At 66.1% G+C, this 19,138-nt stretch carries 24 protein-coding genes; 11 read left to right on the top strand and 13 right to left on the bottom strand.

Features of this window, described 5'->3' with window-relative positions; all coding sequences use genetic code 11:
- Window positions 1-17: 17 nt before the first annotated feature.
- Both ACR65K_RS01100 and ACR65K_RS01095 read right to left on the bottom strand, forming a co-directional pair.
- The gene (locus tag ACR65K_RS01100; protein ID WP_056329377.1) at window positions 18-563 is read right to left on the bottom strand and encodes an alternate-type signal peptide domain-containing protein; all 546 of its coding nucleotides are present in this window, start codon (window positions 561-563) and stop codon (window positions 18-20) included.
- Between the two features lie 154 nt (window positions 564-717).
- Entirely contained in the window at window positions 718-1,371 is a 654-nt protein-coding gene (locus ACR65K_RS01095; RefSeq protein WP_440151021.1) for a TetR/AcrR family transcriptional regulator, read from the bottom strand.
- Window positions 1,372-1,495: 124 nt separating this feature from the next.
- Between ACR65K_RS01095 and ACR65K_RS01090 the strand changes: the two genes are divergently transcribed.
- A complete protein-coding gene (locus ACR65K_RS01090) occupies window positions 1,496-2,602 on the top strand; it encodes a flavin-containing monooxygenase (RefSeq protein WP_440151020.1) in 1,107 nt (368 codons plus the stop codon).
- On the opposite strand, the gene ACR65K_RS01085 is transcribed toward ACR65K_RS01090, so the two are convergent.
- Both ACR65K_RS01085 and ACR65K_RS01080 read right to left on the bottom strand, forming a co-directional pair.
- On the bottom strand, window positions 2,571-3,272 hold the full coding sequence (locus tag ACR65K_RS01085; protein ID WP_056329368.1) for an esterase/lipase family protein: 702 nt from the start codon (window positions 3,270-3,272) through the stop codon (window positions 2,571-2,573). The two genes, ACR65K_RS01090 and ACR65K_RS01085, sit on opposite strands and share 32 nt — an antisense overlap.
- A 91-nt stretch (window positions 3,273-3,363) precedes the next feature.
- Window positions 3,364-3,942, bottom strand: coding sequence for a TetR/AcrR family transcriptional regulator (locus tag ACR65K_RS01080; protein WP_440151019.1), 579 nt, complete (start codon window positions 3,940-3,942; stop codon window positions 3,364-3,366).
- 140 nt (window positions 3,943-4,082) lie between these two features.
- Between ACR65K_RS01080 and ACR65K_RS01075 the strand changes: the two genes are divergently transcribed.
- Entirely contained in the window at window positions 4,083-4,760 is a 678-nt protein-coding gene (locus tag ACR65K_RS01075; RefSeq protein WP_440151018.1) for an NADPH-dependent F420 reductase, read from the top strand.
- 31 nt (window positions 4,761-4,791) lie between these two features.
- A complete protein-coding gene (locus ACR65K_RS01070) occupies window positions 4,792-5,637 on the top strand; it encodes an SDR family NAD(P)-dependent oxidoreductase (protein ID WP_440151017.1) in 846 nt (281 codons plus the stop codon).
- A 9-nt stretch (window positions 5,638-5,646) separates the two neighbouring features.
- Here ACR65K_RS01070 and ACR65K_RS01065 read toward each other — a convergent pair whose 3' ends face one another.
- Window positions 5,647-6,864 (bottom strand): MFS transporter, encoded by a 1,218-nt coding sequence (locus ACR65K_RS01065; protein ID WP_440151016.1) that lies wholly within the window; start codon window positions 6,862-6,864, stop codon window positions 5,647-5,649.
- A gap of 58 nt (window positions 6,865-6,922) precedes the next feature.
- Entirely contained in the window at window positions 6,923-7,354 is a 432-nt protein-coding gene (locus tag ACR65K_RS01060) for a hypothetical protein (RefSeq protein WP_440151015.1), read from the bottom strand.
- A gap of 164 nt (window positions 7,355-7,518) precedes the next feature.
- Between ACR65K_RS01060 and ACR65K_RS01055 the strand changes: the two genes are divergently transcribed.
- Window positions 7,519-7,914 carry a hypothetical protein gene (locus ACR65K_RS01055; RefSeq protein ID WP_440151014.1) on the top strand — a complete coding sequence of 132 codons (396 nt, stop codon included), beginning with the start codon at window positions 7,519-7,521 and terminating at the stop codon, window positions 7,912-7,914.
- Window positions 7,915-7,921: 7 nt separating this feature from the next.
- Here the strand turns inward: ACR65K_RS01055 and ACR65K_RS01050 are convergent, their stop codons facing one another.
- Window positions 7,922-8,536, bottom strand: a complete 615-nt coding sequence (locus ACR65K_RS01050; protein ID WP_440151013.1) for a PAS and ANTAR domain-containing protein — start codon at window positions 8,534-8,536, stop codon at window positions 7,922-7,924.
- Window positions 8,537-8,724: 188 nt separating this feature from the next.
- Here ACR65K_RS01050 and ACR65K_RS01045 point away from each other — a divergent pair, with 188 nt between their 5' ends.
- A complete protein-coding gene (locus tag ACR65K_RS01045) occupies window positions 8,725-9,066 on the top strand; it encodes a hypothetical protein (RefSeq protein ID WP_440151012.1) in 342 nt (113 codons plus the stop codon).
- 51 nt (window positions 9,067-9,117) lie between these two features.
- Here the strand turns inward: ACR65K_RS01045 and trxB are convergent, their stop codons facing one another.
- Window positions 9,118-10,095, bottom strand: a complete 978-nt coding sequence (gene trxB / locus ACR65K_RS01040; RefSeq protein WP_440151011.1) for a thioredoxin-disulfide reductase — start codon at window positions 10,093-10,095, stop codon at window positions 9,118-9,120.
- Window positions 10,096-10,117: 22 nt separating this feature from the next.
- Window positions 10,118-10,552 carry an arsenate reductase ArsC gene (locus tag ACR65K_RS01035; protein WP_056329342.1) on the bottom strand — a complete coding sequence of 145 codons (435 nt, stop codon included), beginning with the start codon at window positions 10,550-10,552 and terminating at the stop codon, window positions 10,118-10,120.
- A 157-nt stretch (window positions 10,553-10,709) separates the two neighbouring features.
- On the opposite strand from ACR65K_RS01035, the gene ACR65K_RS01030 reads away from it, so the two are divergent.
- Window positions 10,710-11,033, top strand: a complete 324-nt coding sequence (locus ACR65K_RS01030; RefSeq protein ID WP_056329339.1) for a hypothetical protein — start codon at window positions 10,710-10,712, stop codon at window positions 11,031-11,033.
- 143 nt (window positions 11,034-11,176) lie between these two features.
- On the opposite strand, the gene ACR65K_RS01025 is transcribed toward ACR65K_RS01030, so the two are convergent.
- Both ACR65K_RS01025 and ACR65K_RS01020 read right to left on the bottom strand, forming a co-directional pair.
- Window positions 11,177-11,620, bottom strand: a complete 444-nt coding sequence (locus tag ACR65K_RS01025) for a hypothetical protein (protein ID WP_440151010.1) — start codon at window positions 11,618-11,620, stop codon at window positions 11,177-11,179.
- Between the two features lie 65 nt (window positions 11,621-11,685).
- The gene (locus ACR65K_RS01020; protein ID WP_056329338.1) at window positions 11,686-12,204 is read right to left on the bottom strand and encodes a MarR family winged helix-turn-helix transcriptional regulator; all 519 of its coding nucleotides are present in this window, start codon (window positions 12,202-12,204) and stop codon (window positions 11,686-11,688) included.
- Between the two features lie 226 nt (window positions 12,205-12,430).
- On the opposite strand from ACR65K_RS01020, the gene ACR65K_RS01015 reads away from it, so the two are divergent.
- Entirely contained in the window at window positions 12,431-13,180 is a 750-nt protein-coding gene (locus ACR65K_RS01015; RefSeq protein WP_440151009.1) for an ANTAR domain-containing protein, read from the top strand.
- A 337-nt stretch (window positions 13,181-13,517) separates the two neighbouring features.
- A complete protein-coding gene (locus ACR65K_RS01010; RefSeq protein WP_156386093.1) occupies window positions 13,518-13,664 on the top strand; it encodes a hypothetical protein in 147 nt (48 codons plus the stop codon).
- On the opposite strand, the gene ACR65K_RS01005 is transcribed toward ACR65K_RS01010, so the two are convergent.
- Together ACR65K_RS01005 and ftsW are read right to left on the bottom strand one after the other, a co-directional pair.
- A complete protein-coding gene (locus ACR65K_RS01005) occupies window positions 13,661-14,992 on the bottom strand; it encodes an MFS transporter (RefSeq protein WP_440151008.1) in 1,332 nt (443 codons plus the stop codon). The two genes, ACR65K_RS01010 and ACR65K_RS01005, sit on opposite strands and share 4 nt — an antisense overlap.
- Complete coding sequence (gene ftsW, locus ACR65K_RS01000; protein WP_440151007.1) at window positions 14,976-16,217, bottom strand: putative lipid II flippase FtsW; 1,242 nt, start codon at window positions 16,215-16,217, stop codon at window positions 14,976-14,978. Before ftsW ends, ACR65K_RS01005 begins: the two co-directional genes overlap by 17 nt.
- Before the next feature lie 202 nt (window positions 16,218-16,419).
- Between ftsW and ACR65K_RS00995 the strand changes: the two genes are divergently transcribed.
- The 3 genes from ACR65K_RS00995 (at window position 16,420) to ACR65K_RS00985 (ending at window position 19,125) form a co-directional block, all read left to right on the top strand.
- On the top strand, window positions 16,420-17,955 hold the full coding sequence (locus ACR65K_RS00995) for an LCP family protein (RefSeq protein WP_440151006.1): 1,536 nt from the start codon (window positions 16,420-16,422) through the stop codon (window positions 17,953-17,955).
- Window positions 17,956-18,073: 118 nt separating this feature from the next.
- Window positions 18,074-18,400 carry an ArsR/SmtB family transcription factor gene (locus ACR65K_RS00990; protein ID WP_440151005.1) on the top strand — a complete coding sequence of 109 codons (327 nt, stop codon included), beginning with the start codon at window positions 18,074-18,076 and terminating at the stop codon, window positions 18,398-18,400.
- Window positions 18,397-19,125: a cation diffusion facilitator family transporter gene (locus ACR65K_RS00985; protein ID WP_440151004.1), complete on the top strand. Its 729-nt coding sequence runs from the start codon at window positions 18,397-18,399 to the stop codon at window positions 19,123-19,125. The genes ACR65K_RS00990 and ACR65K_RS00985 overlap by 4 nt, the downstream gene beginning before the upstream one ends.
- The last annotated feature ends 13 nt before the right edge of the window (window positions 19,126-19,138 follow it).

Genomic DNA, 19,138 nt, shown 5'->3' with positions numbered 1-19,138 from the left:
CCACCCGCCCGGGGCTGCTAGGCGCCCGCCTGGAGCACCTGGGAAAGGGTGAACTCGACGTTGTTGAAGTTGTAGGTCTTGTTGACATCCACGCGGCCCGTTGTCCCGGATTTGAACTGGAACGTGATGGTTGCTGTGACCTTCTTAGAGGTGGTGAGCGGGTTAGCAACAACATCAGTAGCTCCCAGGGTCAGCACCGGCGCCGAGACGACAACACTGTCGCCCACGAACCCGTTGGCAGCATTTGCACCGCTGGCGGTGATGTTCGCTGCCATCTTGGCTCCCGTAAGTGTCACGTCGAGATCCTGCTTGAAGGTGAGCAGGTCGCCGGGAACTACCAGATATGTTCCGTCTTTGATCTTGGCCGTGATGTCGGTGCCGGCACGGTCAGTCCAGACTCCGGGAGCGCTGTTCAGACCAATCTTGAGATCGCCCGAAACGATGCTGCCAGGAGCAGCAGTTGCTTGGTCGTTCCATGCGGCGAGGGTTCCGCCGCCGCCCAGCAACAGTGCTGCACCGACGGCGATGGCTGCGGTTCCCTTGATCAGAGTGCTGTTCTTCATGGTGTGTCCCCTCAGACTTTTATGGTGTGTTGGCCTAACTGGGGACAACATTGCACGGCCAACCTCAGGAAGTGAGGGGGTAAAGGGTCAACGAAAGCTCAAGTTATTTGAAAGTTCAATAAGCCTCTGACCTGCGCTTCTATCCAAATCAGACTCATTTTGGCTCGAGCATCAGCCGGCACCAGGCGTCGTCGAGCCAGGCCGCGAACTGGTCAGGACTCCACCCGCGCTGGTCCACCAACAGCACCCAGTATTCGGGCCCGTTCATGCTCCATACGGCGTCCGCGAGCTCGGCGGCCGGGCGGTCGCTGCGCAACTCTCCCGTGGCAGCAAGTTCCTCGACGAACTTCAGCATGTTCGCCGCACGCCGTTCCGAAATCTCCTTCCAGAGGGCTGCGCAGTCGGGATCGGTGCCGGCAGCATCGCGCAGCGCCACGTACACCGGAGCCAGCCGCGGCTGGATCCCCGCCAAAGCCACCGCATAAATCCGGATCTTCTCCGCTGCAGTCTTCGCTTCCCGCATCCGGATCACGTAATCGCGGCGCTCAGCGGGAACCGCCTGGCCGGTCCCCGAGATGGCTGTTTCCACCACTTCCCGCAGCAGATCCGGCTTGCGGCCGATGGTGGCGTAAATGGTGTCGACGGCGACGCCGGCCCTCCGTGCGATGCCGGCCACGGTGGTGGAGCGGTAGCCCTCCCCCACGAAGAGCTCACGGGCAGCACCCAGGACGGAGTCGCGCGTGGCCGCCGCCTGTTCCTTCCGCCGCGGCGAGTGATAGCGGCGTGCCGGGGGATTGACTGCATTCATCGGCAGGCCTACCCTAATTTCATCCGAAGTGTATTCGGATGAATCCTAGCAGGAAGCCTGGACCGGCGGTGGCAATGCGCAGCATCCAAAAAGCCGGAGGTCCAGGGCGGAAGGGCAGGGCACCATGTCAGAGCACTTCGACACCGTGGTGATCGGCGGCGGCCAGGCAGGTCTGGCCATGGGCTACCACTTGTCCCGCCTGAAGCGTCCCTTCGTCATCCTGGATGGGAATGCCAGGCCCGGTGACAGCTGGCGTACCCGCTGGGATTCCCTCCGGCTGTTCACGCCGGCGCGCTATGACGCACTTCCGGGCAGCCGCTTCCCCGCGCCGCCCTGGTCCTACCCCTCCCGGGAGGAGTTCGCCGACTACCTCAGCAGCTATGCGGAAAGGTACGGGCTGCCGGTGAGGAACAACGTGCGGGTCACCAACTTGAGCCACAACGGACACCGTTTCGCCGTCGCAGCCGGCGGCCAGCACTTCGAGGCGGACAATGTGGTGGTCGCGGCCGGCTGGGACCGGAAGCCCAAGGTGCCGGCGTTCGCGCGGGACCTCAACCCGGCCGTCCGGCAGTTCACGGCGGCAAGCTACAAGAGCCCAAAAGACCTCGCCGCGGGCCCTGTCCTGGTGGTCGGGGCAGGGAACTCCGGTGCGGACATCGCCCTGGAACTGGCTGCCACCCGTAAAACCTATCTCTCCGGCAGGCACCCCGGGGAGATCCCCTGGCCCATCGACGCCATGGCCGCCAGGCCGCTCACCCTCGCCGTCTTCTTCGCCTTCTCCCATATCCTGACGCTCAACACGCCGATGGGCCGCAAGGCCCGCCCGCAGATCCTCGCACACAGCGGACCACTGGTCAGGGTGAAGAACCGCGACCTGGTGCGTGCCGGCGTCGAACGCGTTCCCAGGACGGAAGGCAGCAAAGACGGCCTGCCGCTGCTCGCGGACGGACGCACCTTGGAGGTGGCCAACGTCATCTGGTGCACCGGTTTCCGCCCGGACTTCGAATGGATCCATCTGCCGGTGTTCGGCCCTGACGGCGGGCCGGAACAGGATCGGGGCGTGGTGAGGGCCCAGGCGGGGCTCTATTTCCTGGGCGCCATCTTCCAGCAGTCGCTGGCGTCCTCCATGGTCCACGGCGTGGGCAGGGACGCGGCCTTCATTGCACGGCACATCGCAGCAACGCAGAGCCCCATCAAAATCAGGCCGGAAGGTTCAGCTGCTCCACAATGATCCGGGCGGTGGCGGGGTCGCCGAGGATTTTGAAGTGCCCCGCCACCGGCAGCTCAATGTTGGTGGCCCCTGGCAGGACGCTGCCTTCCGGGATGTGCGGATCGAACGGTCCGTAAATGGAGGTGATGCGGCTGTTGATGGCCAGCTCGCGGGACATCTGGAGCGTCAGGGCGTTCTTTGGCGAGAAGATCCGCAGGCTGGGCAGCAGCATGTACCGGGCGTAGCGGGAGCCGGAGAAGGGTGCACACACGGCGATCATCCGGTCGATCCGGTGCTCAGGGTCCAGGGACAGCATGGCGTATTTTCCGATCAGGCCGCCCTTGCTGTGCGCCACCAGGATGGCATCGCGCAGCCCCGCCTCCTCCAGGTGCTGGGCCACCAGCTTTGCGGCGTCCGGGACCTTCATCTTGTTGCGCTGGAGCACCGTGACCACGTGGACGGGATGTCCGGCGTCGTGGACGGCGTGGATGAGCGGCATCATGAACTGCCAGTTCTCGTAGACGCCGGGGATGATCAGCACGGGCGCCCGGTTGCCGGTGCGGAAGGACTCCGGCTTCACGCGCGACAGGAATCCGCGGACCTGCCAGCCCGCGGCGTAGGCATAGTCCTGGGCCCACCACACGGCTTTTTGCAGCGGACTGATGCGGGCCTGGGCGCCGGGATCACTCATGTGTCGAGAATAACCCGCCCCTGAGACACTTCCTGCAATGACGGCGCCGCGGCAAGGAGTGCGTCAGCGGACCTGGCGTCTCTTCCCGCACCTAGCGCGGGGCGCAGGCGCCGTCGATGAGGCGCCGGGCCAGGTTCAGGGCACGCTTGCCATACAGGGCGCTGTCGAGGACCGCACCCGTTGCGTAGGCCCCGTTGAGGACGATGAGCAGCTCCTCGGCCAGCTCGCCGGGATCCTGCGCGCCGGCGTCGACTGCCAGGGTATGGAACCAGTCCCGCACCTGCTGCTTGTGCGCTACGGCCACCAAATGCGCCGGATGGTTGCCCTCCGGGAACTCCGTGTTCGTGTTCAGCATGGGACACCCGCGGTAGGTGGCGCCGGCGGTGTCTCCAGCCAATACCTCGAACACGGCAATGAGCTTCTCCCGGGCCTCGGCCCGTTCCTCCGCAGCCTGCCGCATCCGCTCGAACCAGGCATCCGCGCGCCCCTGGACGTACGCCGTGGCCAGAGCGTCCTTGGTGGGGAACTGCCGGTAGATGGTGGCGTTTCCCACCCCGCATTCCTTGACCACGGTATCCATTCCCACCGCACGGATTCCCCGCTGGTAGAACAGGCGCGTGGCCACCTCAAGCACATTGCGCCGGTTCTCCTCGCCGCTCTTGCGTGCCACGGCAAACCCCACCCTTCCAAACCTCAGCTAAAGATTTCCTGCCTCCAAGTTTGACAGACGGAACGATCCGTCACAAACTGATGAGAACGATCCGTCACATTGGATCAGGCCAAGCCCAGAACAAATAAAAGGAACCACGCATGAAGACTGCAGTCCTCGGAACCGGCATTGTCGGCCGCACCATCGCCACCCGGCTGGCGGAGCTCGGCCACACCGTGGCTGTTGGCACCCGCAACCCGGACGCCACGCTCGCCCGCACTGAAGCCGACGCCATGGGCACCGAACCCTTCGCCACCTGGGCTGCCGCTAACCCGGGCATTACGCTGACCACCTTTGCCGGCGCCGCCGCCGGGGCGGAGCTCATCGTCAATGCCACCAACGGCAACGCATCGCTGGAGGTCCTGGCGCAGGCCGGCGCGGAGAGTCTTGACGGCAAGGTTGTCCTGGACATCGCCAACCCGCTGGACTTCAGCCACGGCATGCCCCCAACACTGTTCGTGAAGGACACCGATTCGCTCGGCGAGCAGATCCAGCGCGCATTCCCCGCCGCCCGCGTGGTGAAGTCGCTCAACACCATGAACGCCGACCTCATGGTGCACCCGGCCGCCCTTCCCGAAGCCAGCAGCGTCTTCGTCTCCGGAAACGATGCGGATGCCAAGTACGTTGTCACGGGACTGTTGAAGGATTTCGGCCACCAGGACATCATTGACCTCGGGGACATCTCCACTGCCCGCGGCACCGAAATGCTCCTCCCTGTCTGGCTTCGTCTCTGGGGCGCTTTGGGCACTCCCGCGTTCAACTTCAAGATCGTTCGCTGACCGGCCCGCAAGGCGAAAAAGGATGGCCTCCATGCACGGAACCGTGGCGCTGGTGACCGGCGCGGGGAGCGGCCTGGGACAGGCCGTGGCCACGGGCCTTGCACGCGAAGGCGCCCTGGTTGTGGTGGTGGGGCGCTCCCCCGCGCGTGCGGAAGAGGCGGCTAATGTCATCCGCCGCCTCGTCCCGTCGGCGCTGCTGGAGCCGCTGGCCTGCGACCTTTCGGTCCAGTCCTCGATCACTGCCGCCGCGGCGGACTTCCAGTCGCGCCACAGCAGACTCGACGTCCTGGTGAACTCCGCGGGCGTATTCCGCAAGGAGCGCCAGGTCACTCCCGACGGGCTGGAACTGACGTTCGCCACCAACGTCATGGCGTACTTCCTGCTCACCAACCTGATGCTTAACGCGCTCAGGAACGCGGCAGCAGCGGCCGGGACGGCCCGGATCGTGAACATCGCGTCCAGGTACGGCAACACCAAACTCAACTTTGACGACCTCCAGACCGCCAAGGGCCGGTACAGCTTCCTGCGCTCCACGCCACCCACCATGCTGGCCCGGGTCCTCCTCACCCAGGAGTTCACCGAACGGCTGCGCGGCTCGGGAGTGGCGGCCAACGCCGTCCACCCGGGCCTGGTCAGGAATACGTCGCTGCTGAAGGACGTCGGCGGCCCGTTCCGCCTGCTCACCAATACCTTCGGCGCACCGGCAGAAAAGGCGGCAGACACTGCCCTTTGGCTGGCCGCGTCAAAGGAAACGGCGGGCGTTTCCGGAAAGCTCTGGGCAAAGCGCAAGGAACTTGCCACGCCCGGCATGGGATCGGACCCGGAGGCCCGCAGGCGCCTGTGGGACGCCTGCGCCGGCCTGGCCCACCTGCCCTGACGCCACGAGTCAGTAGTTGCGGCGGTGCTTCAGGCGGGGAATGACGACGGCGAACACGGCCGCCGCGGCAAACCCCAGCAGGCCCGTGGCTGAGATCCCCGGACCCAGGGAGGCCAGCGCGGTCACCCCGGAGAGGAGGACGGGGCCGCCGGTGGAGCCCGCGTCCGCCATGAACCGCCAGAGCCCCAGGAACTGGCCGCGGCCGCGGTCCGGCGAGAAGTCGGCGCCCAGGGTCATCACCAGCCCGGAGCTGATGCCGTTGCCAAAGCCGATCAGCAGCGCCGCCAGCAGCAGCCCCACGAAGGAACCGGTGAGCGGGATCAGGAGCAGCGCCGTTCCCATGAGCAGCGTTGACGGGACCGCCACCCACTGCCGCCCCTTGCGGTCCATCAGTTTCCCGGCGGGATAAAACACCAGCATGTCGATGGCACCGGAGAGCCCGTAGATCAGGGAGGCGGAGGTGGCGTCCATGCCCAGGTGGTCCGCCCAGAGCGGGATCACCACCTGCCGCGAGGACCGCAGCGCACTGAGCAGCAGGATTCCCACGCCCAGCGAAAGGAATACGCCGGCATGCGACACCGCCACGCTCCGAAGCGTGGGCTGGGGGCCCGCGGCCCCGCCCAAGGGGAGGTCCGGCGTCGCAAGATCCGGGATGGTGAGGGACAGCAGCGCGGCGGCGGCCATGGCCACCACCCCCACCCAGTAGGCCCCCGCGATGCCAAAGAACTGCATCGCCGCGGCTCCCGCGAACGGGCCGATGAAGACGCCGATGCGGTTCACGCCGCCCAGCGTGGACAGCGCCCGGGCGCGGAACGCCACCGGGACCGCCTCCGTGAGGTACTTCTGCCGGGCCAGGCCAAACACCGCCCCGGACATCCCGACGACGGCCATGGCCACCGCGAGTAGCAACAGTCCGTTCGGGGCCACGGCGGAGGTTGCGGCGGCCGCCAGCGCCAGGCCGGCAGCGACGGCGGCGCCCACGATGGACCAGCGTTCGCCGAAGCGAAGGGTCACCAGGGACGCCGGCAGGTTGAAGAACCAGGAACCCAGCCCGATCAGGGTGACGATCAACGCTGCCACGGCCACCGAGGCGCCCAGCTCGCGGGCAGACAATGCCACCACCGGAAGAATGGCGCCGGTTCCGATCCCGTAGAGCAGCGTGGGTCCGAAAGCGGCCACGGCAATGCTGCGCAGGCTGAAGGGCGGGGAGTCATCCAGGGAAGTCATCAGATTTATCCTATGGCTGCCCCTTCACACCACAGGACCTGACTCAACCGGGAACAGCTCAGCGGGGCTTGGGCTCGAATCCGGCCAGGGCGCGGAACAGATTGACCACTTCCACCACGGCGCCGATGACCGAGCCCACGATCCCGAGCACCAGGAGCACCCGCACCACCACCGGCCAGCCGGACCAGCCGTCGCCGAAGTCGAACGGAAAGACCTCCCACAGACGCAGCATGGCAGCTACTCCGAAGCCCATGACAACAATATTGCCCAGTGCCAGGAGGGCCCGGGCGCGGATCACCACGCAGACCAGGTTCACGATGATGCCCGCGATCAGGGACGCGTTGATGAGGTCAAGGGCCCGGTCCATGTCCGCTGTCAGGAACGGCAGCACCTGCCACCCCGGCCAAATGTTGATCCCGTACAGCAGCAGGGCGTTGACGATGGCCGAGCCAAGGTTGCCGCTGGGCCGGGTGGTTGTCCTGTCCGCCATGCCAACAGGGTCCGGCACAACAGCCATGCCCAGAAGTGCCGAAGGTCCCCCGGCCTCCCGTTAACCAGGCGTCCGGGACGCTCAAACCTGAACACTGAACGGGCCGTTCGGCCCTGTCTCACGGCCCCGAGTGCCAACGACGCTGGATAGTGGAGGTGGTGGCAATGTTTACTCTTCGCACCATGGGCGGCATCGCCCTCTTAATGGCTGGAAGCAGCTGGTTGTGGATCACGCCCACGTTCGCCACCCGCGGCGTGAACACGTCCAGCATCTGGTGGAACATCACCATGGTGCTTGCGCTGCTGACGGTTCTGGGATTCCTGGTTGCCACGTGGGGGTTGTTTGCCCGGTGGAGCTGGTGGGAATACGCGGCCCTGGCTTCGGCGGCCCTTGGGCTTGTGGCCTTGGTGCCGTTCTGGTTCGCGGCCATTGGCGGGGGCGAAACAGTCGGGACTACGGCGTGGAATGTGTTCGTTCACGTCCTGATGGTGGCCGGTGTGGCGGTGCTGCTGCTGGTGCCGCCGCTGGAGCGGTGGGTGGACCAGCAGGTCATGGGCTAGCCGGGAATCAGTACCCTTCCAGGACTTCCCTGGCCTTGCCGTTTGCCGCCGCGTTAATCAATTCCTCTGCCACGAGGTGCAGCTTGACGTTGGCGTGCTGGCTCCTGGCGGCCAGGACCTGGAACGCCGACTCGGCATCCAGGCTGCGCAGGGCCATGACCATGCCTTTCGCCTGCTCGATGACCGCCTTGTGCCCGAACGCGCCCTCGATGGCCTCGGACGCGGCATGCTGGGACTCGATGCGCAGGCTCTGGGTCACGTCCACCATGAAGCCGCGTGCCTGCTCCACCCGTCCGGAAGGTGCGGTGACGGCCTGGATGGCCGAAAAGACGCGCCGCTCCCTGCCCCGGGCGTCCATGATCCGGTGCAGGAGTGCGCCCTGGCCGCCGCCCTCAAGCAGGTCCGCCCACAGTGCCCGCACCGGTTCCCGGTCCACCGGGTGCTTGTGGGCCATCAGCACGTCAAAGGTGGGTACCACATCGCCTGGCCGCAGCCCGTGAATGGCGAACATGCCCTCGGACCACTGCATGTTTCCGGAGGCGACGTCCAGCTCAAAGGTCCCTGAGGGACAGACCGCGGTAACGGGCAGCGGGAAGAGGTAGGCATCCAGCTTCGACCACATACATGCCTCCTAATAGTCGCCTGCCCCGTGCGGGTTTCTGGCCTAAGAGTAGCTGAATGCGGCGGCCGTCAGGTCCCCTGTTCGCTGGCGGCAGGACGCGGATTAGGGGGTCACAAAACCGGCGTGGAGGAGTAGCGTTCGCCTTATGGGGCGCTGAAGCGCGTCCCAATCCAAGGGAAGGTCAATTCATGGGTGAGGCATGGATCCGGACGCTGGGCAACGGGCTGGTCCGGGCAGATCGGGTCACCGAGATTTCATCCACCCGCGGGTCCCTGTATGAGGACCAGGGGTATTCATTGAAGGTCATCGTGGACGGCAAGGGCCACGTGTTGATTGACGACGGCGGGCTGCAGGGGTCCATGCCGGAGCGGCTGGAATACGCCAGGCACATGGAGGACGCCCTGCTGCTGGCCATTGACGAGGCACGCGAGAACGACGCATCGATGGTGATCTCCTACGAGCCGGAGCGTGAGCGCTGGTCCGCAGCTCCAGTTTCAGTATTAACCGGGCGGCTTCCCGAAGTCGTCTGACATCCGCGCAGCGTGCTGCCCGGGCAACCGTGGGTGCCCGGGCAGCGGTGCTCAGCTGTGCGTTGGTTCCTCCACGAGCGCCGTGGCGATGCTGGCGGCGTCATCCAGTGCGGCCAGGAAGCGTTCGGCGTCCAGTGCTGCGGCGCAGCCGGTGCCTGCCGCGGTAATGGCCTGGCGGTAGCGGTGGTCCACGGCGTCGCCGCAGGCAAAGACACCGGTCAGGTTGGTGCACGTGGTGGGGGCGTCCACCTTGATGTAGCCTTCCTCGTCCAGGTCCACCTGGCCTGCCACCAGCTCGGTGCGGGGCAGGTGTCCGATGGCCACGAAGATGCCGGTGGCGTCCTGGTGCCGGGTCTCGCCGGTGCGGGTGTCCGTGAGGGTGACGCCGGTGACCTTGCCGTCGCCGTGGATGGCGGTCACCGCGGAGTTCCAGGCGAAGCGGATCTTGGGGTTGTCCTTGGCGCGCTGGGCCATGATGCGGGAGGCGCGCAGTTCGCCCTTGCGGACCACCACGGTCACGGTCTTGCCGAACCGGGTCAGGAAGGTGGCTTCCTCCATCGCGGAGTCGCCGCCGCCCACCACGATGATGTCCTGGTCGCGGAAGAAGAAGCCGTCGCAGGTGGCGCACCAGGAAACACCGTGGCCGCTGAACTTCTTCTCCTCCGGCAGGCCCAGTTCCTTGTACGCGGAACCGGTGGCCAGGATGACGGCCGGCGCCTCGTAGGTTTCCCCGCCGCCGGTGACCACGCGCTTGAGGTGACCCTTCAGCTCAACGGACGTGGCGTCGTCGTACTCGATGCGCGCGCCGAACCTTTCCGCCTGCTGCTGCAGCCCGTCCATCAGCTCCGGACCCTGGATGCCGCCGGGGAAGCCGGGGAAGTTTTCCACCTCGGTGGTGTTCATCAGCGCGCCGCCGGCGGTCACGGACCCGGCCAGGACCAGGGGGTTCAGGCCGGCGCGGGCGGCATAGATGGCCGCGGTGTAGCCGGACGGTCCGGACCCGATGATGATCAACTGCTCTTTACTCATGAATTGTCCTTCGATGGCGGTACTACTGGGCGTCCGCGTGCTGCGCGGGCAGGAGCTCGGTGATCAGCTGTTCAACGCGTGCCTTGATCTCGTCACGGATGGGACGGACAGAGTCAACGCCCTTGCCGGCCGGATCCTCCAGCACCCAGTCCTCGTAACGCTTGCCCGGGAAATAGGGGCACTCGTCACCGCAGCCCATGGTGATCACCACGTCCGATTCTTTCACTGCCTCGGTGGTGAGCACCTTCGGGACCTCGGCGGACATGTCGATACCCACCTCGGCCATGGCCTCGACGGCGGCCGGGTTCACCTTGTCCGCCGGCTGGGACCCGGCGGAGCGGACCTCGATGGCACCCCTGGACAGGGAGGTGAGGAAGGCGGCAGCCATCTGCGACCGGCCGGCGTTGTGGACGCAGACAAAGAGGACAGACGGCTTTCCTGCGGGGTCGGTGCTCATGGGTACTCCTCAAACTGATTGGAAACTGCGTTCGGTGTAATAAACGTCACCCGTGTTGCGTGGATCACATTGATTGCCTAATCTAGTTGAGGCTTAAGCAAACAGGCCACGCAAGAAGCTGCAGCGTCGCAGCCAATGCCGGGGAAGGCTTTACATCTTGAACTCTAAGCTGAACATCGTGGTCCGGGTGGATCTGGACCGTAGCAAGGCCAAGGTGATTGCAACGGGGCATATCACCATTCACAGCATCAACGCCCTCTATGTCGTGGCAAAGCGTGCCAACTCCCTCCGGGGAGGCCTGGACCTGGAGCTGGACATTTCCAGCGCCTGGGTGGACCAGGAAGCGCTGGACATGCTCCGCGCCTGCTCTGAAACAAGGCACCTGCCCGCCAAAATCGATCCGGACCAGGCATCCTGCACCATCAGTGTGCTGGCCGACCGCCGACATCGGCGCCAAACGGCAGGCCGCCTGGCCGCATAAATTTTCCGGCCGCTCGCCGAGCCCAATTTTCGGGCCAGAGCCGGCCGACCCATCGCCTCGCTTCTCGCTCCAACCGCCCGGAGTGCAGCTGCATCTGAACAAACGGATGGCTGCACTTCGGGGCGGCGGAGCTTTTTTCAGCACTACAGCAGCTGAACACCCGCGCGCAGGACGTCCTCAAGTTCCTCAACGGTGAGGCCGGCGGCCCTGCTCAGCGCGTCGCGCCCAGCCCCAAGCTTCGCAGCACTCCGGAGTACGCTCCCGAACCGCTCCTGGGCCGCGTCAAGCTCCCACTGCAGGCTCTCCACCCGCGCCGAGGCCAACCGGACGGCTTCCAGCGGATCGCCGGCGGGTCCGTCATCCACCGTGTGGCCACACGCACAGCTCCATTGGTCCGAGCCCAGCTCCAGCGGCGCCCACCCCAGGGATGCTATGGGAACCGGACCTGCTGTCATGGGCGCACCGCAGTGGAAGGGTGCCGCCGAGTCACGGGGCTCCATGTCCCCTGCCGACTGAAACGGAAGCTCAACGTTACTCTCGGCACGCATCAACTGTTCCGGCGCCTGAGGTTCAAGTACTGCAGTCATGCGATCCGCCACCGTCCGATAGTTAACTAACAATGTAGCTAGCCTAACTAGGATTAGCTGGTTGTCTACTGGGGAGTAGCGCCCACCCGTGAATCAATGGAGTCCAGCGCTTCCCGCATCCGCACCAGGAAGTGCAGGACGGCCTTGATCTCCTCGGACGACAGCGATTCAGCAGCTTCCAGCATGCGCTTGTGCATCTGGTTGAGGTTGTGCCGGACTTCCTCATCAGCTCCTGGCGTTGGCCGAAGGATGACGGCACGCCGGTCTGACGGGTGCGGCTCCCGGGTAACGTAACCGCTTGCCACGAGCCGGTCCACGAGGCTGGTCATCGAAGCCGAGGTAATCCCCAGGCGGGCGGCAAGTTCCGTGGGGCGGATTCCAACGCCGGCTGCATCTGCATCAATGAGGTAGCGGAGCGCCAGCAGGTCTGTCTCCCCCATCGCGGCCGAGGAGCGGGTGCGCCGTCGCATGGCGCTTTCCGAACTACGGAATTCCCGGAGGGCGCTGATGACGTCGACAGCTCCGGGCTGTGCGTCCGCAGCAGGCGCGTACCAGGAGCGTTCGCTTGCACCATGGGGGTTCATGCGAATTCCTTCGATATCCTACTTGCTTGGCTGTCTAACAAACCCATGCTAGCCCACTTGTTCCGCCCCCACCTCCACAACGTTGAAAAGCAAGGCAAGTACCTGCGCAGGTAGCCGGAGGAAAAGTAGAGTACCGGCTACTCGTGCCCTCCTCCGGCCGGCCCCATAAGTTTCTATGAAACCCTCGGCACCACAGCCAAGGGGCACGACAATACGGGGGTGCAGGGTGGCAGGTGGCCCGGCAAACAACGCGGAGCCCGAGCGGCAGGGGTTCCTGCTGGATTTGGTGACAGGGGCCGACGACGATGCAGCGTCCCTGCAGCAGCTCGCCGTTGCCGCCTCCCGCTGGATCAGTGCCACGGCCGGGAGTGCCATTGAGTGTGCCACCGTGCTGCACCGGCAACGGTCCTGTCCTGCCAGCGCCGGGAGCACGCCGGCCGCGGCGAGCCTGGCAGCGGAGGACGAAAACGGGGATGGCCCCGCAGCGATGGGGTTGGCGCTGCCTGCGCCGGCAGTGGTCAACCAGGGCGGGACCCGGTGGCAAACGTACCGGAGGCGGTTGATGGACAGGGGTTTTGGCGCGGCCCTGGCAGTTCCCCTGGAACTGCAGCCGGGCTCTACCGGGGCGCTGGTGTTCCTGGGACCGGCAGACTACTTTTTCAGTGCCAGGGTGGTTGACGAGGCAGCCTGGTTCGCTGGGGTGGCGTCACACAGCCTGAAACTGGCCCTTGACGTGCATGGCGTCATCCGCGCGGGCGACAACCTGAAACAGGTTCTGGAGAGCAGGACAAGCATCGACGTTGCCTGCGGCGTGATCATGGCACAGAACCGCTGTTCCTACGCGGAGGCGTTTGGCAAACTCGCCGGCACCTCGCGGCACCGCAACTTGAAGGTCCGCAGCGTTGCGGAGGGCATCCTGAGGTCGCTGCCCAGCGGCGCGCCGGTAACGCGGTTCGAGCCACCAGCCATCGCGTAAGTACTGCCGCGAAGAATCCTGGTGCCGAGCCCCGGCCCCAACTGGTGCGGCGCCCTTGACTAGTGCCGCGCCCGGAACCGGATAAGGCCTGCCGCCACCAGCCCGGCACACCCGAGTGAAGCCAGCATGCCGCCGAGAGCCACGAAGTAATCGGTAATGGTCATTGTCCTGCGCTCCTTCCGTACTGCCTGATGAGCCCAAGCTATGCCGCCAAACTCAGCGTTCCCCGAAGGATCGCCAGCAGGTTTGGTCAAGATCCGGTAAAGGAAAAGTGCGGCGATCCACATACTTTGGCCTGCGATCTTCTCTTTGTCGGGGCGTTCCGTATTATTCATGCATGTGGACAAAACAAAGCCAAAGCTTCTGCCCCACCTGCGGCAGAACCACCAATCACGTCACGCACTTCCACAAGGACGACGCCGGCGCCCTGGTTGCTGACGTCCGCTGCGCTGAGTGCCCCGAGATCGCCGGGGCGGTCGCCTAGCTAGTTTGGTTCCCCGAAGACGGCGATCCAGCGTCCCCGACGGAGGCATGGCGACGCACGACGGCGAAAATCACCAATGCGGCGGCCTGGACCACCGTGACGGTCACCGCCAGGGCAGGAACTGAGAATTCGTAGAGCAGGCCAATAAGGAAACTCCCGGCCAGCCAGGCAAGGCCGTAGCACGCGGTAAACATCCCATAGGCACTCCCCCGCCGGGCCGGCGGCGCCAGCCCCGCGACCCCGGCGCGCATGGTGCTCTCCTGGACACCCATCGCCGCTCCCCACACCAGCACCCCTGCCACTGCCAGCGCGGTGTTGTTGCTGAAGCCCAGCCACGGGACCGCTGCGGCCAGGACCGGCAGGACCAGGAGAACCTTCAACCCCACCCGGTCAAAGAGCCAGCCGGAAACCAGTGCAGCCACGGCGTCCACTCCCATGGCTGCGGCATAGAGCACCGGGACCAGTGCCGGCGCCAGGAGTCCGGTGGCCACCAGGTGGAAGGACAGCAACCCGAACGTGGCATAGCCGAACATGGTCAGGCTGCTGAAGGCGGCGTACAGCCAGAACTCGCGGGGCATCGCGGGCCGGGGCTTGGCTGGCTTCGCGATGTCGGGCTGCCCGGCGATCGGCCGGCCGGAGGTTGGCTGCCCGGAAGTGGGCTGCGGGCCGGCGGCTGGCTGGGCGGATATAGACTGCCCGCCGGCTGCCTCGTAGACAGCAGGATCAGGAACCCGGCGCCTCAGCCACAACAGGATCAGCATGGCGCCGAGCCCCGGAACAGCGAGCAACAGAAACCCCGGCCCGTAGCTGCCGGAAAGCGCCAGGGCCGCCCCCACCAGCAGCGGCCCCACCACCGCCCCCACCTGGTCCAGCGCTTCGTGCAGCGCGAACGCCTTGCCCTGCCCCAGCGAGGATCCGGCCTCTGCCAGCATGGTGTCCTTGGCGGGGCTCCGCACCGCCTTGCCCAGCCGCTCGGTGAGGACCAGCAGGCAGGCTATCCACAGCGCATCGGTGATTCCCAGCAACGGCACAGACACCGCGGTCAGGGCATACCCGCTGATGGCGAGCGTCCAGCGCAGGCCCGGCCGGTCTGCCAGCCGGCCGAACACCAGGCGGAGGACCAGCGCCACGGCCTCGCCCGCGCCCGTGACCACGCTGACCAGGAGTGCTGACGCGCCCAGTGCACCCAGATATGGTCCGGTGACACTCCGGGCCCCTTCGTAGACCATGTCCATCAGGGAGCTGACCAGCCCGAAAACCAGGATGAAGCGGATGGCAGTCATGGGCGCCGCAGGAACAGTCCCGCCGGTGCTACCGCTGGTGCGCATGCTCCCGGACCTGTGCTGGGGCGCGGCCTGACGCAGCCCGACTGGATGCAGCGCGGCCCGGACGGGTCACCGCCAGGATCACCCCGATGCCGGCCAGCGACGAAACCATGGCCGACCCGCCGTAGGAGATGAACGGCAGCGGCACGCCGATCACCGGCAGCAGTCCGCTGACCATGGCGATGTTGATCACCGCCTGCCCCAGGATCCAGGTGATCACGCTGCAGGCCACGATCCTGGAGAAGGTGTCCGTGGTCCGGGCGATGGTCTTGAACACCGCGATGGCCAAAATGGCGAACAGGCCCAGCACCAGCAGCGTGCCGGCCAGCCCCAGTTCCTCGCCCAGGATCGAGAAGATGAAGTCGTTGTGGGCTTCCGGGATCCAGTTCCACTTCTGCCGGCTCTGCCCCAGGCCCACGCCGAACCAGCCGCCGGAGGCCAGGGCGTAAGCGCCGTGCTGCGCCTGGTAGCCCACTCCCTGCGCGTCCTCCTCCGATCCCATGCCCAGCCAGGAGGAGATCCGGCCCATGCGGTTGCCGCTGGTGGCCGCGAGCAGCAGCGCTGCCACCGCGCAGATCAGCCCGGCCACCGAGAACACTTTCATCCGGACCCCGCCGTAGAACATGGTGGCGGCAAGGATCATCATGATGATCATGGTGGTGCCCAGGTCGTGTCCCAGCCCCACGATCAGCATGATCAGTCCCCCGGCAGGACCCAGCGGAACAATGGCATGTTTCCAATTAGCCAGCAGGGCCTGCTTCCGGTCCAGGATGCCCGCGCCCCACACAATCAGCGAGAGCTTGGCGAATTCGGACGGCTGCGCGGTGAAACCACCCACGCTCAGCCAGTTCCGGTTGCCGTTCACGGACATACCCAGCGGCGTGAACACCAGCACCAGGGCAACCAGGGAACCGATCAGCAGCGGCCAGCCCAGCCACCGGATCCGCCGGACGGGCATCCGCGCCAGCACCAGCATGATCACCACGCCTGCCACGGTCCACATGGCCTGCTTGAGCGGAAGATCGTACGGATTGTTGCCTGCCGCCACGGATTCCACGGACGACGCCGATGCCACCTCCACGAGTCCGATCGCCGAGAGCGTGAGGACTACCGCCAGGATCAGGGGCCGGAGGCGTCCCGGGGAGTCATCCTCCAGCCACACCGCCAGTTTGCCCAGCCCGCGCCGGGCAGGACGGCCCGTCACGCGCTGCTTTTGTCCTGTATTCATCTGTCCGTTCCTCAACCTGCACAGCAGGGCTTCCCCCATGGCCGGGCCCATCTCCGGGGCGGGTACCGCCGAGAAAAAAGAGTACGCCCTTTGCCGTTATCTGGACGGTGGCGGCGCGGCTGAGGGCCGCCGTTCTTAGGGAATTGCCAGCTTGGGCCTGTAGGGTAGCGGAAATCCGTCCCCTCTTGAAGGTTATTTTGCCGTGTTCGGTTCCAGAAAATCCCCCGGCCCGGACCAGGTTGGCACCAGCCGCCCCGCCTACCCCGGCCAAGGCGACCTGTACGCCGAAAGCTCGGTCCGCCGTCGTCCGGTGCGACGCACCCCGCGCTGGCTGAAGGCCATTACCGCCGTGGTGTCCCTGCTGCTCCTGGGCGCCGTGGCCTTCGGCGGTTACTGGGCATGGCGCCTGCAGTCCAACATCAGCACCTCGGAGCTGACGGCCGGCGGGCAGCGGACCGAAGGGGCGGTGAATGACAGCAAGGACCGCCTGCAGATCCTGGTCCTGGGCTCGGACACCAGGGACGGAAGCAACAGCCGGTACGGCGCGGCGGAAGACTCCTCCGGGTACGGGCAGTCCGATGTGATGATGCTGCTGGACATTTCGGCTGACAACAAGCATGTGAATGTGGTCAGCTTCCCGCGCGACCTGCTGGTGGACGTGCCCAAATGCACGGACCCCAAAACCAGCCAGTCATACCCCGTGCAACAGGACGTCATGATCAACAGCGCCATGGCACAGGCGGGCATCGGCTGCGCGGTGGACACCGTGAACAAGCTGACCGGCCTGGAAGTGGACCACTTCATGATGGCCGATTTCAACGCGGTGAAGGAACTGTCCAATGCCGTGGGCGGCGTGGAGGTCTGCGTCAGCGATGCCGTGCACGATCCTGACAGCGGATTGAACCTGCCTGCCGGCACCTCCCAGGTGCAGGGCGAACAGGCCCTGGCGTTCCTGCGCACCCGGCACGCCTTCGCCAACGGCGGGGACCTCGGCCGCATCCAGGCCCAGCAGGGCTTCCTGGCCTCGCTCAGCCGCAAGCTCAAGTCAGAGGGAACCCTGGGCAACCCGCAGAAGACCCTCACGATCGCCGATACCATCACCAGGAACCTGACGGTCGATTCGGGCCTGTCCTCCGTCCCGTCGCTGCTGACCATCGTCAACCGGCTGAAGAACATCGATCCGGCCAACGTCAACTTCATCACTGCGCCCACCATGCCGGCGCCGGAGGACCCCAACCGGCTGGCCCTGGCTGAACCGGCGGCCGCCAACTTCTTCGCGGCGCTGCGCAACAGCCCGGACCTGAGCCAGCCTGCCCCGGCCGCGCCCACGGAGACGCCCGCCACTCCCGCGGCACCCGCCTATGACAAGTCACTGCAGCCCGTCTCAGTAGCCAACGGCACGGGCGTAACAGGGCGGAGCAACGCCATCGCCGGACTGCTCTCGGACGCCGGCTTCACCAACCTGGCCAAGCTGCAGGCCCAGGCGCAGGACAAGACCATGGTGTACTACTCGGCAGGCTTCGAGGACGTCGCCGCGGATGTGGCCGCGCTGTTCGGCCTGCCGGCAGCCAGCATCCAGCAGGTGGCGAACATCCAGGGCGTGCAGCTGTACGCCGGCACTGACTTTGCCACGGGCACCAAACCCGCCGCGCCGCCGTCGTCCAGTGAATCCCCCGGCGGTGTGGTGGCCCAGACCGGCAGCGACCAGACCTGCCAGTCCGCCAACCCGGTGGGATAGTACGCGTCACGCGGGATGGCAGTTGACGGCAATCACACACGCCGCGACTGCTGCCAAGTCCCATCTCGGGGAGGGTTCACCTTTGCCTGAATACATCGGTAGATGTACTTTAGAAGGCATGCAGACCCTCACCCACGCTCCGGTCCTGGCGCGCTTTGGTTATGCCGTATCGGACCCCACCCGCGCCCGCGTGCTCCTGGCACTCGCGGAAGCCCCGGCCTATCCCTCTGACCTCGCGGACAGCCTGGGGGTGTCCCGGCAGAGCATGTCCAACCATCTGACCTGCTTGCGTGGCTGCGGACTGGTGGTGGCGGTTCCGGATGGGCGGCGGAGCCGCTATGAGCTGGCGGACGGCCGGATCGGCCATGCCATCAAAGACCTGATCAACGTTGTCCTCGCGGTGGACCCTGCCTGCTGCGCCCCGGACGGGGAGTGCTTCGCATGACCGGCACACTCCACTCCTCCACAGTAGAACGCCGGCAAGTGCTGAGCCGCCGGATCAGGCTTTTCGCGGCGGCCACCATCACCTACAACGTCATCGAGGCCATCGTGGCGCTGTGGGCGGGCGGCGTGGCCGATTCCTCCGCCCTGATCGGCTTCGGCCTGGATTCGGTGATCGAGGTAGCCTCCGCGCTGGCGCTGTCCTGGCAGTTCTCCGCCAAGGACCCGGAGCGGCGTGAGCATCTGACCCTGCGGATCATTGCCGTCTCGTTCTTCGCCCTGGCCGCCTTCGTGACCATCGATTCCATCCGTTCCCTGGCGGGCGGCGGGGAAGCCCAGCACTCCCTGCCCGGCATCCTCATTGCGGCGCTTAGCCTGGCCGTCATGCCGGTCCTGTCCTGGGCCCAGCGGCGGGCCGGCCGGGAACTTGGTTCGCGGACGGCGGTGGCCGATTCCAAGCAGACGCTGCTGTGCACCTATCTCTCCGCCGTCCTGCTGGTGGGCCTGGTCCTGAACAGCACCCTGGGATGGTGGTGGGCCGATGCAGGCGCGGCGCTGGTGATCGCCGGCATCGCCGTGCGTGAAGGCATCAACGCCTGGCGCGGCGACGCCTGCTGTGCCGTTCCACATGCACAGGCGGACGAAGCCGAGAACAGCGCCTGCTGCTCCGACTGCTCCAGCCCCGCCCCGCCGCAGCCCCTGGGCATGCCCACCCTCCGGAAGGACTGACGCTGCAGCTGGG

This window comes from Arthrobacter sp. SAFR-179 (assembly GCF_059414945.1).
This window is presented reverse-complemented; position numbering and strand designations above follow the sequence as displayed.